The sequence below is a fragment of the Nocardia cerradoensis NBRC 101014 genome, assembly GCF_000308535.1.
Taxonomy (GTDB): Bacteria; Actinomycetota; Actinomycetes; order Mycobacteriales; family Mycobacteriaceae; genus Nocardia; species Nocardia cerradoensis.
Genome location: NZ_BAFW01000200.1, coordinates 24,148 through 37,845, shown reverse-complemented (window position 1 = coordinate 37,845; position 13,698 = coordinate 24,148). Strand labels below are relative to the sequence as shown.

Annotated in this window: 12 protein-coding genes; 7 read left to right on the top strand and 5 right to left on the bottom strand. The window is 67.3% G+C overall.

What is annotated here, in order from left to right; all coding sequences use genetic code 11:
* Positions 1–60: 60 nt before the first annotated feature.
* Positions 61–438 carry a hypothetical protein gene (locus tag ON23_RS21375; RefSeq protein ID WP_039780323.1) on the bottom strand — a complete coding sequence of 126 codons (378 nt, stop codon included), beginning with the start codon at positions 436–438 and terminating at the stop codon, positions 61–63.
* 165 nt (positions 439–603) lie between these two features.
* Between ON23_RS21375 and ON23_RS21370 the strand changes: the two genes are divergently transcribed.
* The 7 genes from ON23_RS21370 (at position 604) to ON23_RS21340 (ending at position 8,833) form a co-directional block, all read left to right on the top strand.
* The gene (locus ON23_RS21370) at positions 604–1,251 is read left to right on the top strand and encodes a dTMP kinase (protein WP_039780322.1); all 648 of its coding nucleotides are present in this window, start codon (positions 604–606) and stop codon (positions 1,249–1,251) included.
* 79 nt (positions 1,252–1,330) lie between these two features.
* Entirely contained in the window at positions 1,331–2,008 is a 678-nt protein-coding gene (gene mtrA, locus ON23_RS21365) for an MtrAB system response regulator MtrA (RefSeq protein WP_030515021.1), read from the top strand.
* Positions 2,005–3,942, top strand: a complete 1,938-nt coding sequence (gene mtrB, locus ON23_RS21360; RefSeq protein WP_083904139.1) for an MtrAB system histidine kinase MtrB — start codon at positions 2,005–2,007, stop codon at positions 3,940–3,942. Before mtrA ends, mtrB begins: the two co-directional genes overlap by 4 nt.
* Positions 3,939–5,744: an MtrAB system accessory lipoprotein LpqB gene (gene lpqB / locus ON23_RS21355; RefSeq protein WP_039780321.1), complete on the top strand. Its 1,806-nt coding sequence runs from the start codon at positions 3,939–3,941 to the stop codon at positions 5,742–5,744. Before mtrB ends, lpqB begins: the two co-directional genes overlap by 4 nt.
* 36 nt (positions 5,745–5,780) lie before the next feature.
* Complete coding sequence (locus ON23_RS21350; protein WP_039780319.1) at positions 5,781–6,425, top strand: ComF family protein; 645 nt, start codon at positions 5,781–5,783, stop codon at positions 6,423–6,425.
* Between the two features lie 263 nt (positions 6,426–6,688).
* Positions 6,689–7,423: a ribosome hibernation-promoting factor, HPF/YfiA family gene (hpf, locus tag ON23_RS21345; protein WP_039780353.1), complete on the top strand. Its 735-nt coding sequence runs from the start codon at positions 6,689–6,691 to the stop codon at positions 7,421–7,423.
* 117 nt (positions 7,424–7,540) lie between these two features.
* Entirely contained in the window at positions 7,541–8,833 is a 1,293-nt protein-coding gene (locus tag ON23_RS21340) for an acetyl-CoA C-acyltransferase (protein WP_039780318.1), read from the top strand.
* Between the two features lie 9 nt (positions 8,834–8,842).
* Here ON23_RS21340 and bluB read toward each other — a convergent pair whose 3' ends face one another.
* The 4 genes from bluB to ON23_RS21320 form a co-directional block, all read right to left on the bottom strand.
* Positions 8,843–9,472 (bottom strand): 5,6-dimethylbenzimidazole synthase, encoded by a 630-nt coding sequence (gene bluB, locus ON23_RS21335; protein WP_039780317.1) that lies wholly within the window; start codon positions 9,470–9,472, stop codon positions 8,843–8,845.
* Between the two features lie 90 nt (positions 9,473–9,562).
* Complete coding sequence (locus tag ON23_RS21330) at positions 9,563–10,819, bottom strand: fatty acid desaturase family protein (RefSeq protein WP_036504532.1); 1,257 nt, start codon at positions 10,817–10,819, stop codon at positions 9,563–9,565.
* 96 nt (positions 10,820–10,915) lie between these two features.
* Positions 10,916–12,316: a fatty acid desaturase family protein gene (locus ON23_RS21325; RefSeq protein WP_039780315.1), complete on the bottom strand. Its 1,401-nt coding sequence runs from the start codon at positions 12,314–12,316 to the stop codon at positions 10,916–10,918.
* Positions 12,317–12,512: 196 nt separating this feature from the next.
* The gene (locus ON23_RS21320; RefSeq protein WP_039780352.1) at positions 12,513–13,682 is read right to left on the bottom strand and encodes a ferredoxin reductase; all 1,170 of its coding nucleotides are present in this window, start codon (positions 13,680–13,682) and stop codon (positions 12,513–12,515) included.
* Between the last annotated feature and the right edge of the window lie 16 nt (positions 13,683–13,698).

Here is a 13,698-nt window from a genome sequence, read left to right as displayed (position 1 = left end):
CGGTTGTCCCGCCGGTGCTTTCGAGCCCGGCAGGACAACCGTCTCGGGTGCCCGCGATGCTCAGATCTGACAGGTGGGGCTGGGGTGCAGCAACCAGCACAGCACCGAGCCCGGCTCGTTCGAACCGCTCGCCGAGCCGGATCCGAGCGGCGTGTCGGCGATCGCGGTGTTCGCCTCCGGCGTCCGGGCCGTCGCCGCGGCGGCGGCACAGACGGTGCCCGGGGTGCATCCGTGGCTGATGTCGCCGAGCAGTTTCAACAGGTCGATGACGCTGCTGCCGACGCCGCCGTCGGTCGCGGAATCCGCACTTCCGGAGGTGCCCGCGACCGGAGCGACCGGCTCGAGCGGGAGCGGTGCGGCCGCCGCGACACCGGCGGCGAGGCCCGCGGTGATCGCGAGAGTCGCTGCGGCGGTATGTAATACGCGTGAGATGAGCATGGGCGCCTTCCTGTTTTCGGGACGCTTCCTTGATCTCGCGCGGCGTCGCGGCCGTTATCCGGTGCGGCGCCCCCAAAAGTAGCGTCTTCTGAAATGTCGGCGTTTCCGATAACGCGTCGCAGGGGCGTGGAACAGGGCGGACGCAAAAGTTGTAACCTGCACGTTATGGGTGCACTCATCGCGGTAGAGGGCCTCGACGGCGCGGGTAAGCGGACGTTGATCGACGCCGTCGTCGCGGGCCTGCGCGACCGCGGGCTGCGCGTGGACACACTGGCCTTCCCGCGCTACGGCCGGTCGATCCACGCGGATCTGGCGGCCGAGGCGTTGCGTGGCCGGCACGGCGATGTGGCCGCATCCGTGAGCGCGATGGCGCTGCTGTTCGCCCTGGATCGCGCCGAGGCCCGCGACGAGTTGTCGAAACTGTTGGCGGACAACGATATTGTGCTGCTCGATCGGTACGTCGCCTCCAACGCCGCCTACAGCGCCGCGCGGGCGGGCGAGCAGGCCGACGGCGAAACGAGTTCGTGGGTAGCGGAATTGGAGTTCGGCCGGTTCGAACTGCCGGTGCCCGATATCCAGGTACTGCTCGACGTGCCGACCGAGCTGGCGATCGAACGCGCCCGGCGCCGAGGTGAACTCGACACCGCCCGCGCGCTGGACGCCTATGAACGAGATATATCGCTGCAGGAGCGTACGGCGGCGGTTTATCGTGTGTTGGCCGAATCGCGGTGGCACGGGCCGTGGTGGGTCCATGCGCCGCAGGACGATCCGGTCCGACTCACCGAACGACTGGCGGAAATGATTGGCCGATAGGGTGGCATGTGCGTCGGTAATGTAACCAGTGTTGGCGTGGTTGCCCGTTCCGAGCCGGAGAGATGACAACATAGTAATTATGAAGCCGAAGATTCTGGTCGTCGACGACGATATGGCGCTCGCCGAGATGCTCACGATCGTCTTGCGCGGCGAGGGTTTCGACCCCCATGTGGTCGGCGACGGCACGCAGGCGCTCACCGCGGTCCGGGAACTACGCCCGGATCTGGTGCTGCTCGACCTCATGCTTCCGGGCATGAACGGTATCGACGTGTGCCGGGTGCTGCGCGCCGATTCCGGTGTGCCGATCGTGATGTTGACGGCCAAGACCGACACGGTCGACGTCGTCCTGGGCTTGGAATCGGGTGCCGACGACTACATCGTCAAACCCTTCAAGCCGAAGGAGCTGGTCGCGCGGGTGCGGGCGCGGTTGCGCCGTACCGACGACGAGCCGGCCGAACTCCTGTCGATCGCCGACATCGTCATCGATGTACCGGCCCACAAGGTGACCCGCAGCGGTCAGCAGATCTCGCTGACGCCGCTCGAGTTCGATCTGCTGGTGGCCCTGGCGCGCAAACCGCGACAGGTCTTCACCCGCGAGGTGCTGCTCGAGCAGGTGTGGGGTTACCGGCACGCGGCCGACACCCGCCTGGTGAACGTGCACGTGCAGCGACTGCGGGCCAAGGTCGAGAAGGATCCCGAGAACCCTGAGATCGTGCTGACCGTTCGTGGCGTGGGCTACAAGGCCGGACCGCCGTGATCGCAGGCTCCAGAAGCCGCGTCGAGCGGCTGCTGGCAGCCGTGGTGGCCTGGTTCAAATCCGTCGGAGAATCGCTGGGCCACACGTGGCGGCGATCGCTGCAGTTGCGCGTGGTGGTTTCCACGCTCACCCTGTCGCTGATCGTCATCACGATCCTCGGTGTGGTGCTGACCAGTCAGATCACCGACCGCCTTCTGGACGCGAAAGTCAATGCGGCCGTTGAGGAGATGAGCCGCGCCCGCAATACCGTCGAGGCGCAGCTGACGGGTGTCTCCGATTCGAGCACCCAGGCGGTCCGGTTGCAGGATGCCGTGCGCGCGCTCTCCTCCGGCGGCAGCAGTTCCGCCACCGGCGGGGCCGGAACCTACAACGTGGCCTTGGCGATGGTCGGCGACGGCCAGCAGGAGGTGACCGCCGGGCCGATGCTGGAGGTCCCCGCCGAGTTGCGCCGGTTCGTCCAGCAGAACCAGGTGAGTTACCAGTTCGCGACGATCTCGGATCCGGACGGATATCGCGGGCCGGCGTTGATCATCGGCAGCCCGAGCTCGGAAGTGCCGACGCTCGAGGTCTATCTGATCTTCCCGCTCAACAACGAGCAGCGCAGCCTGAGCCTGATGCGCGGCACCATGCTGATCGGCGGCATCGTGCTGCTGCTGTTGCTGGCCGCGATCACCGCGCTGGTGGCCCGGCAGGTGGTGTTGCCGATCCGCTCGGCCGCCCGGATCGCCGGACGCTTCGCCGACGGCCGCCTCAAGGAGCGGATGCTGGTCCGGGGTGAGGACGATATGGCCAGACTCGCCATGTCGTTCAACGAGATGGCCGAAAGTCTGTCCAATCAGATCACTCAGCTGGAGGAGTTCGGCAATCTGCAACGCCGCTTCACCTCCGATGTCAGCCACGAACTGCGGACCCCGCTCACCACGGTGCGGATGGCCGCCGACCTCATCCACGGATCCAGCGACGAACTCGATCCGGCGCTGGCGCGCAGTGCCGAACTGCTGGTGACCGAGCTGGACCGGTTCGAGGGCCTGCTCAACGACCTGCTCGAGATCAGCCGCCACGACGCGGGTGTGGCCGAATTGCAGATCGAATCGCTGGACGTGCGGATGTGCGCGCGGGCGGCGGTCTCCACGGTCCGGCATCTGGCCAAGGAATCCGGCTGCGAACTGGTGGTGGATCTGCCCGAGGAACCGCTGGTCGCGGAGGTCGATCCGCGCCGCGTCGAGCGTGTGCTGCGCAATCTGCTCGCCAACGCCATCGACCACAGCGAGAACAAACCGGTCCTGATCCGGATGCGCGGCGACGTCGACGCCAACGCCGTCGCGATGGTGGTTCGCGATCAGGGCGTCGGGCTGCGGCCCGGCGAGGAGAAGCTGGTCTTCAATCGCTTCTGGCGGTCCGATCCCTCGCGGATGCGGCGTTCCGGCGGTACCGGCCTCGGTCTGTCGATCAGTGTCGAGGATGCGAATCTGCACGACGGGCGGCTCGAGGCCTGGGGTGAACCCGGCGTGGGCGCGAGCTTCCGCCTGACCCTGCCGCTGGTGCGCGGACGCAAGCTCGGCGCGAGCCCGCTGTCGCTGGAACCGCCCAAGCGGCGGCTGGCCGACCTGCCCGCCGGTTCGGTGGGCGCGGCGGGCGACCCGGTGGATCCGGCCCCGGAAGCCGATCCGGCGGGCGATGCGCCCGACCCGGCGAACCCGGCCGCGAGCGCGACGCCGGCCGACGGGCCCGACGGCCCGGCGAACGTTCCCGGTACCGTCGAAGCGAATGCCGATGCCGAACCGTCGGCCCGTACGACGCCGGCGGAGGAGGACTCGCCGGACTCGCCGGACGGTGAACCGGCGGCCGAGCGGAGATCGCCGAATCCGGCGGGGGAGAGCGCGGGCGGTTCGGACGACACCGCACGCGCCGACAAAGAGGACATCAATCCATGAATCGCACCCGTCTGGCAACGCTGCTCGCCGCGCTGTTCAGCTGCGTGCTGGTTCTCGCGGGCTGCGCCAATCTGCCGGATTCCTCGGCTCCGCAGGCGCTGGGCACGCTCAACCACGAACCGACCTCGACCGGGCCGCATCCGCCGATCGTCGGGCGCGACCCGGATCTGCTGCTGCACGACTTCCTGGAGGCGACCGCCGACCCGACCGACCATCATCGGACGGCTCGGCAGTACCTCACCCCGGCGGCCGCGCAGAGCTGGGACGACACCGCCAGCACGGTCATCGTCGACAAGCCGGATACGCTGCGCGAATCGCGGTCGGACAATACGGCGACCTATCAGATCCGCGCGCGCAAGGTCGGGCAGCTCGAGGCCGACGGCGCCTACAGTCCGGTCGACAATCTGCTCGAGAGCAAGATCGAGATGACGAAGGTCGGCGGCGAGTGGCGGATCGACGACCTGCCCGCGGGCGTCGCGATCGACAGCAACGCCTTCTACAAGTCCTATCGGCGCTTCACGGTGAACTTCGCCAACCCCGAGGGGACCGCGATGGTTCCGGACCTGCGGTGGGTGTCGGCCCGGAAGGAGCAGCTCACCAGGGTCCTGCTGTCGCTGCTCTCGCAGGGGCCGCAGGAGGCCCTCGCGCCCGCCGTGCGCAACATGCTGGCCGATCCGGTGACCGTGCGGGGCATCAGCAAGGCCAACGGCGACGTGGAGGGTGTGGGCGTGGGCCTCGGCGGCGTCCGGGTCGACCTGACCGGCACTGGGGGACTGGATCCACACAGCCGGGAACTGCTCGCCGCCCAGGTGGTGCTGACCCTGTCGAGCGCCGACATCCTGGGCCCGTACTTCCTGTTCGGCGACGGTAAGCCGCTCGACGAGCGGCATGCGGAATCCGGATGGTCGGTCGCCGACGTCGGCAACTACAACGTGATCAATCGGGCGCACAACAAGATCGGGCTGCACGTGGTGCGCGACGGTGCGCTGATGAAGGTGACCGATACCTCCGTCGTGCCGGTACCCGGATATTTCGGGGCCGCACGCAATCTGCAGTCGGTCGGCCTGTCCGAGGACGGCAAACTCGTCGCGGCGGTGGCCGACAGCGGCCAGCCCGCGCCGGCTCCGGCGCAGACGTTGATCATCGGCAGCCACGACGGCACGGCCTTCCCGGTGGCCCAGGGCAACAGCTTCACGCGGCCGTCGTGGGCCTTCGACGGTGGGTCGGCGTGGGTGGTCGTGGACGGCAACCGTGTCATCCGGGCCGTGCACGATCAGGCCAACGGCAACGTGTCGGTTCAGGACGTCGACTCCTCGGACTTGTTCGCGGTGGCGGCGGCCAGTTCCTCCGGATCGGTTCCGCCGCGGCTGCCCATCACCGAGCTGCGGATCTCCCGCACCGGCGCGCGGGCGGCGATGATCATCGGCGGCAAGGTCTATGTCGCGGTGGTGGTACCCCGGGGCGACGGGAAGTTCGCCCTCACGTCGCCGCAGCCGGTGGCGGTGAGCCTCAGCACGCCCGCGGTCTCGGCCGACTGGCTCGGCGCCGACACCCTGATCGTGGCTCGTGAGGGCAGCGTCGATCCGGTGCAGTCGGTCGTCATCGACGGATCGCAGCCGAATCCGTTCACCAGCCGGAACCTGACCACCCCGGTGCGCGTGGTCAGCGCCTCCCCGGACGAGCAGTACGTCGCCGATTCCCGCGCGGTCATGCAGCTGCAATCGGTGGAGCCCAATACGGAACGCTTCTGGCGAGAGGTTCAGGGCTTGGGCGCCAACGCGATTCCGGTGTTGCCGGGTTAGTCGCCACCTGTCGGTGCCCTCGGCCACACTGGGCCGATGCGGACGCTGCTGGATTTGGTCCTGCCGCAGTACTGCGGGGGATGTGGGTCGGCCGGAACCGGATGGTGCGAGGACTGTGCCGCCGCACTGAGCGCGGAGCCGATGCGGGTGTGGCCGCGCACCGATCCGGGGGTGCCGTGCTGGGCGTTGAGCGGATACGCGGGTCCGGCCCGGCGCGCGGTGGTGGCGGCCAAGGAGTCGGGCCGCCGGGATCTGGCCGCACCGCTGGGTCGCGCACTGGCCCGTGGCCTGGGCCTGCTGCGCGCTCCCGGCCGTCCGCTGATTCTGGTCCCGGCGCCGAGTCGCCGGGTCGCGGCACGGCGCCGCGGGGGTGATCCGGTCCTGCGGGCGGCACGCGTCGCCACCGGTTGGCTGTCCGATTGCCATCTCGCACCCGTGCTGTGGGCGCGCGGTGGGGTGCGCGACTCGGTCGGATTGAGCGCGCGGGCACGCCGGGACAACCTGGCGGGCCGGATCGCCGGCCGCATCGATGCGAGCTCGGTGCTGGTCACCCTGGCGGCCGCCGACATCGTGCTGGTAGACGATGTCCTCACCACGGGGGCGACCGCGGCGGAATCGGTGCGGGTACTGGCCGCTGCCGGGGTGAACGTGCGTGCCGTGATGGTGACATGCGCCGCGTGAGTCGGAGAAATTTGCGTGAACAGTGGCGGACCGATCGTCGGCGTAATAGCGTTGCTGACAGAGCGATCTGACACCCGAACCCAGAGTTTGGAGGTGGCGACTCGGACGACTTCGTACCGAGCTTTCCGGCATGAGTGGCGGGCCACGGGTGGCAGTCTGCAAGCCCTTTCCGAATCCCGCGCAACCCTCTCTCCGTCCGGCTCGGTGCGGTTGCTAACCCGCCGCACATGAATCGGTTGTGCGGCCAGATCCGGGAGGTACGCGTGACGACTTCACGACCTTCAGTGAAAGAAGCAGATCCCTCGACCGGTACGGGCACCCAGCTGGGTTCCGGTGAACTGAACGGAGCCGAACAGACTATTTCGGATGTGCCTCGGACGCCCGATGCGGACGTCGTGGTCAAGGGACGTAACGTCGAGGTACCCGATCATTTCCGCATTCACGTCGCGGACCGACTCTCCCGCCTGGAACGTTTCGACCCGTCGATCTACCTTTTCGATGTCGAGCTGTTCCACGAAAGAAACCGCCGCCAGCGCAAGAACTGTCAGCGTGTCGAGATCACCGTGCGCGGCAAGGGCCCGGTGGTCCGGGCCGAAGCCTGTGCCGACAGCTTCTACGGCGCACTGGAGTCCGCGGTGGTCAAACTCGAGGCCCGATTGCGGCGCAGCAAGGACCGCCGCCGGGTGCACTACGGAGAGAAGACGCCGGTATCCGTCGCCGAAGCGACAGCCGCCCTGGTGGAAGACACCCTGCCCGCCGGCACCGACGGATCCGAGTCGGCCGACCGCACCGATACCGAATCGGGCGAGTACGCCGGCCCGGGCCATATCGTGCGCACCAAGGTCCATTCCGCGACTCCGATGTCGGTGGACGACGCCCTGTATCAGATGGAGCTCGTCGGCCACGACTTCTTCCTCTTCCACGACCGCGAGACCGATCGTCCGTCGGTGGTGTACCGCCGCCATGCCTTCGACTACGGGTTGATCAGGCTGGCATAGCGAGTGTCGGAAGCCGGACGGCCGGGGCCGAAACGCCCCGGCCGTTCGCCGTGCTCGGGACCGGCGAGATTACCGTGACACCTTGTATCGGAATCTTGCTCGCCCTACTGTAAGCGCATGGCCACAAAGCGTTCTCGTCGCGCCGTCATCGTCGCCGGTGCTCGCACCCCGTTCCTGCGCGCCTTCACCGATTACACCCGAATGGACACCATCGACCTCGGTGTCCTGGCGGTCGGCGGTCTGCTCGAACGGACCGGACTGCCCAAGGATCAGGTGCAGGCGATGGTGTGGGGCGGGGTGATCCTGCCGAGTGCGGCGCCCAACGTCGCGCGGGAGATCGCCTTGGATCTGGGTCTCGATCACGGGTGCGAGGGCTATACCGTGACCCGCGCGTGCGCCTCCGGACTTCAGGCCGTGACCGCTGCTGCGGCCGCCATCGAGCGCGGCGAATACGACATCATGGTCGCCGGTGGCAGTGATTCGACCAGTAATGCCGAGGTGAAGCTGCCGCAGAAGATGGTGCACGCGGCCGCGCCGCTGGCCCTGGGCAAGCCGAAGCCGAGGGATTACCTGTCCGCGGTGGCGCAGCTGGCGCCGTTCACGGATCTGCTGCCGCGCCGTCCGAAGATCGCCGAGCGCACCACCGGCGAGGTGATGGGGGAGTCGGCGGAGAAGATGGCCCGCATCCACGGCATCACCCGGGAAGAACAGGACGTCTTCGCGGCCCGCTCGCACCATCGCGCGGCGGCGGCGATCGAATCCGGCCGGTTCGACCGGGAAGTCCTTCCGGTCGCCACCGCGGACGGCAAGACGGTCACCCGGGACGGACTCGTGCGCGCGAACACCAGTGTGGAGAAGCTGGCGACCCTCGCCCCGGTTTTCCAGCGCGACGGCACGGTGACGGCGGGCAACGCCAGCCCGCTCACCGACGGGGCGGCCGCGGTGCTGCTGATGAGTGAGGAGAAGGCGCGTGCCCTCGGTGTCGAACCGCTGGCGGCCTTCCGGTCCTGGAGTTTCGTCAGCGTCGACCCGTCCGATCAGGTGCTGATCGGTCCGGCCATCTCCATGCCGCGGGCGCTCGACAAGGCCGGCCTCGCGCTGTCGGACGTGGATCTCATCGATATCCACGAGGCCTTCGCCGCTCAGACCCTGTCGGTGGTGTCGGCCCTCGGCAGCGATACGTGGGCGAAGTCGCGGCTGGACCGCGACAGTGCCGTCGGCGAGGTCGATCCGGAGATTCTCAACGTGCACGGCGGTTCGGTCTCGCTCGGCCACCCGTTCGGCGCCACCGGCGCCCGCATGGTGACGACCATGGCCAACGAACTGGCACTCACCGGGAAGAGCACCGCGCTGCTGGGCATCTGCGCCGCCGGAGGCCACGGCGCATCCGCCGTCCTCGAACGGGTGTAGCGCGGGGCGCTAGTACCGCTCCCAGTGGATCGCGTCGCCGAGTGGACGCCGGTCGCGCCAGCCGAACCGTTCCAGATCCGGCGTCTGCTGGAATTCGCGCACGGGGCCGACGCACAGCCACGCGACGGGACGGATGCCGGCGGGCAGCTCGATCAAGTCGGTGAGGAAGGGGGCGTCGTAGAAGCTCACCCAGCCGACGCCCACCCCTTCGGAGGTGGCGGCCAGCCACAGGTTCTGGATCGCGAGAACGGTGGAGTACAAACCGGTTTCGGGGACCGTCGCGCGACCGAGGATCTGCGGTCCGCCGCGACTGTCGTCGTGGGTGACGACGATCCCGGTCCGGCTCTCGGTGATGCCCTCGATCTTGATCGGTTCGAAGGTGCGGGCCCGTTCCGGAGGCAACGAATCCCGGAATTCGATGCGTTTGCCGGCGACATGTGCGGCGAACCGCGTCAACGTCGCCGGGTCACGCACGACGACGAAATCCCATGGCTGCGAATTGCCGACACTGGGTGCGCGGTGGGCCGCGTCGAGGATCCGGAGCAGGGTCGCATCGTCGACGAGATCGCCGGTGAATTCGGCACGCACATCGCGGCGCCGCCGGATCACGTCGTAGATGCTGGATTCTTGCGGTGACACCGGTTCAGTCAATCAGGCCCGGACACCGGCAGACGAAAGGGGCTCCACGGAGATCGTCTCCGTGGAGCCCCTTCGATTTCGGTGATCGCCTCAGGCGGCCGAGCCGACCGTCTGCCGACGTTCCGCCACCCGGCGCTTGCCTTCCTTGAGCGCGGTGCGCAATCCGCGCCGGCGCCCGGTCACCGGGTCGACCGTGCCGATGCCGCCGAACGCGCGCTCCGATTTGGTTTCGGGGGCGTCGTCGGTGCCGCGCCGCAGATATTTGTTGGGCACCGACAGCTTGATGATGGTGCGCCACGACTTCGCGTACTGCACCGGCAGCGAGCCGCTGGTGTAGGGCAGATCGTATTTGTCACACAATTCCCGCACCCGCACGGCGATGGCCCGCAACCGGTTGCTCGGCAGGTCCGGGAACAGGTGGTGCTCGATCTGATGGGAGAGGTTGCCGGTCATGAAATGCATGACCGCGCCGCCGGTGATATTGGCGCTGCCCAGCATCTGACGCAGGTACCACTCGCCCTGCGTTTCGTTGAGCACATCGCCCTTGGTGAACTTCTCCGCGCCGTCCGGGAAGTGGCCGCAGAAGATCACCGCATTGGTCCACACATTGCGGACGATATTCGCGGTGATATTGGCCGTCAGCGTGGACAGGAAGGCCGGTCCGGTCAGCAGCGGGAAGATCAGGTAATCCTTGGCCGCCTGCTTGCCGACCTTCTTCAGCACGAGCTTGCGGTCCTGCTCGAATTGCCGACGTTCCGGCGAATCGGGCGCCCACTTCTTCTTCGCGACCTTGCCCAGCTCCAAATGCTGGATCGCCACGCCGTATTCGAAGAACATCTGCAGCAGCAGGTTGTAGACCGGCTGCCCGAGGTAGAACGGCGACCACCGCTGATCGCGCGTCACGCGCAGCAGGCCGTAGCCGATGTCGTCGTCCATACCCAGCACGTTGGTGTACTTGTGGTGCAGGTAGTTGTGCGTGATCTTCCAGTGTTCGGACGGGCCGGCGTTGTCCCACTCCCAGTTGGAGGAGTGGATCTCCGGATCGTTCATCCAGTCCCATTGGCCGTGCATGACGTTGTGGCCGATCTCCATGTTCTCGATGATCTTGGCGGCCGACAACATCGCCGTGCCGGCCAGCCAGGCCGGCGGTAGGAAACTGGCGAACAGCGTGGCGCGCCCCCCGATTTCCAGGGCGCGCTGCAAACGGATCACGTTGCGGATGTAGCGGGCGTCGGTCTCGCCTCGGGAGGCCTCGATTTCACGGCGGATCGCATCCAGCTCCGCGCCGATCGCTTCCACATCCTCGGGGGTGAGGTGGGCGTATTCCTTGACATCCGAGATCGCCATGCTGGTTACACTACCGTAGGTTACGGTCCCGTAGGTTATCTCCGGATCGGATTACAACTGTGGCGTATACCGCATTGTGATCGTGCCCGATATGGCTTAGGTTAGTCGCTTTCGCTGTTGCCGCAACCGGACCCGAACAGTCGCTCGTCCGCGCAGTCCGCGGCGTCGGAGTATCTGCTTCTCGGCCCGAGCTTTTTCCTGCAGGGCGAGCTTCGCTTCGCGCAGCGCCGCCTTTTCCTGCCGGGCCTTCTCGCGCAATGCGGCCTTGGCATCGACCAGTGCCGACCGCAATCCCTGTCGCCGCCCGGTGAGGGGGTCGACACCGAACAGCGGCTCCTCGGTGCCGGCCGGCAACGGACGGGGCAGCAGCGAGAATTTGCGTTCCGACGACGTCTCCGGGGCGTCGTCGGCGGTACGGCGGAGGAATCGATCGGGCAGCGCCAGTTTGTGAATCGTGCGGAATGCCAGCGCATATTGTTTGCCCAGCGATCCCGTGGTGTACGGCAAGTCGTATTTGTCGCAGAGTTGACGGACCTGCTCGGCGATCTCCGGATACCGATTGCTCGGAATGTCCGGAAAGAGATGGTGCTCGATCTGGTAGCAGAGGTTGCCACTCATGAACGCCATCGCCGGGCCGGCCTGGAAGTTGGCACTGCCCAGCATCTGCCGCAGATACCATTCCGCCCGGGTCTCGTCCGCGAACTGTTCCTGGGTGAATTTCTCTGCGCCGTCCGGGAAATGCCCGCAGAAGATCACCGCGTACGCCCACAGATTGCGGATCAGATTGGCGGTCGCGTTGGCCTTCAGCGTGGCTTTCCAGCCCGGGCCGCTCAGCAGCGGGAAGACCACGAAGTCCTTAGCGACCTGGCGGCCGGCCTTGCGCAGGAACTGCCGGTTGGGTTCGGACAGCAGATCGCCGCGCGGAACTCCGGCCTGCAGTTTCTCGATCTTCAGATCGTGCAGGGCGATACCCCACTCGAAGAGTGCGGCCAGAATCAGATTCGCCACCGGCTGTGCGAGATTGATCGGCTTCCACTCTTCGTCGCGGGTCATGCGCAGGATGCCGAAGCCCACGTCGTCGTCCATGCCGACGATGTTGGTATAGGTGTGGTGCGAGAAGTTGTGCGCCCGTTTCCATTGCCCGGAGGTCCCGGTCATATCCCACTCCCAGCTGGTGGAGTGGATCTCCGGGTCGTTCATCCAGTCCCATTGCCCGTGGCTGATGTTGTGCCCGAGCTCCATGTTCTCGATGATCTTGGCGACCGACAGCATCGCGGTGCCGACGACCCAGGCCCATTTGTTGCGGCCGGCGAACAGGACCGCCCTGCCCGCAGCCTCGAGCGTGCGCTGGGCGCGAATGGTGCGCCGGATGTAGGCGGCGTCGCGCTCACCCAGCGATTGCTCGACCGTGCGGCGGATGGTGTCGAGTTCCTGCCCCAGTGTCTCGATATCGGCAGCCGTCAGATGCGAATACGCCTTGATGTCGGTGATGGCCACGGTCCTGCAATGCCTCCGCTTCGCTCCGGCGGTGTCGAAATGAATGCCTCTGCCTAGCGTCGGCGGGCCGGAATCGGATTGCCTCCGCTGCGCTTCGGTGGGAGGTCTCGGTCTGGTCCTCTTCAGGGTATCGGTTACCGGTGGTGATCGCTCGCGCCGCCGCGGGGCGAGCGGGTGAACACCACCGGAACGCGTCTCACACGTCCAGGGTGCAGTCTCCGGCCGCGGCCGAGATGCAGGTCTGCACCTTCTCCCCGGCCTGATGTTCGGCGCCGTTGCGCAGATCGCGCACGTGCCCGTCGGTCAGGGTGACCACGCAGGTCTGGCAGATACCCATCCGGCAGCCGAACGGCATCTGCACGCCCGCGGCCTCACCGGCCTCGAGCAGGCTGGTGGCGCCGTCGACCTCGGTGCTGCGATCGGTGCGAGCGAAGGTGACGGTGCCGCCCTCACCGACCGCCGACCGTTCCACCTCGAACCGCTCGACATGCAGTTTGTCGCTGATACCCGCGGCGGCCCAATGCTTTTCGACATCGTTGAGCAGTCCGGCCGGACCGCAGGCCCAGGTCTCGCGCTCGCGCCAGTCGGGGAACCGCGCATCGAGGTCGGCCAGATCGAATTTGCCCTGCTCACCGGTGAGGTGGATATGGGCGGTGAAGCCCGGATGCTTGTCGTGCAGCGCCCGCAGTTCCGCGCCGAACATGACGTCCTCGGCGGTCCGGGCGGAATGGATGTGCACGATGTCGTCCATCGCGTCGCCGTCGGTGCGGTCGGCGGCGCGGCGATCCATGGTCCGCAGCATGGCCATCACCGGGGTGATGCCGCTGCCCGCGGTGATGAACAACACCTTCGCCGGCGGCGGTTCCGGCAGCACGAACCCGCCCTGCGGCGCGGCCAGGCGGACGACCGTGCCCTGCGGCACGCCGTTGACCAGGTGGCTGGACAGGAAGCCCTCCGGCATCGCCTTCACCGCGATCGAGATCACCCGTTCGGCGCGGTTGTCCGGGGCGGTCCAGTCCGGCGGGCAGGTCAGCGAATACGACCGCCAGTGCCAGCGTCCGTCGACCAGGACACCGATGCCGATGTACTGGCCGGGGGTGAAGGTGAAATCGAAACCCCAGCCCGGCTTGATCACCAGGGTCACCGAATCCGCGGTCTCCTTGCGGACCTCGACGATCCGTCCGCGCAGCTCCCGCGCCGACCACAGCGGATTCACCAGATGCAGATAATCGTCGGGCAGCAGCGGGGTGGTGATGCGGGCGGCCGCTCCGCGCAGCGCGTCCAGGCGCGTCCGTCCGGCCATCTTCGCGTCGGCGACGGGGGCCTCGAGCCATGCCCGCAGGCCTTGTACCGATTTCGACACCATCGTGCGAATGCTCATT

Bases quoted from the DNA above. Each gene is read 5' to 3' on its own strand.
- ON23_RS21375 (WP_039780323.1), bottom strand. From the start codon at position 438: ATGCTCATCTCACGCGTATTACATACCGCCGCAGCGACTCTCGCGATC.
- ON23_RS21370 (WP_039780322.1), top strand. From the start codon at position 604: ATGGGTGCACTCATCGCGGTAGAGGGCCTCGACGGCGCGGGTAAGCGG.
- mtrA (WP_030515021.1), top strand. From the start codon at position 1,331: ATGAAGCCGAAGATTCTGGTCGTCGACGACGATATGGCGCTCGCCGAG.
- lpqB (WP_039780321.1), top strand. From the start codon at position 3,939: ATGAATCGCACCCGTCTGGCAACGCTGCTCGCCGCGCTGTTCAGCTGC.
- ON23_RS21350 (WP_039780319.1), top strand. From the start codon at position 5,781: ATGCGGACGCTGCTGGATTTGGTCCTGCCGCAGTACTGCGGGGGATGT.
- ON23_RS21340 (WP_039780318.1), top strand. From the start codon at position 7,541: ATGGCCACAAAGCGTTCTCGTCGCGCCGTCATCGTCGCCGGTGCTCGC.
- ON23_RS21330 (WP_036504532.1), bottom strand. From the start codon at position 10,819: ATGGCGATCTCGGATGTCAAGGAATACGCCCACCTCACCCCCGAGGAT.
- ON23_RS21320 (WP_039780352.1), bottom strand. From the start codon at position 13,682: ATGGTGTCGAAATCGGTACAAGGCCTGCGGGCATGGCTCGAGGCCCCC.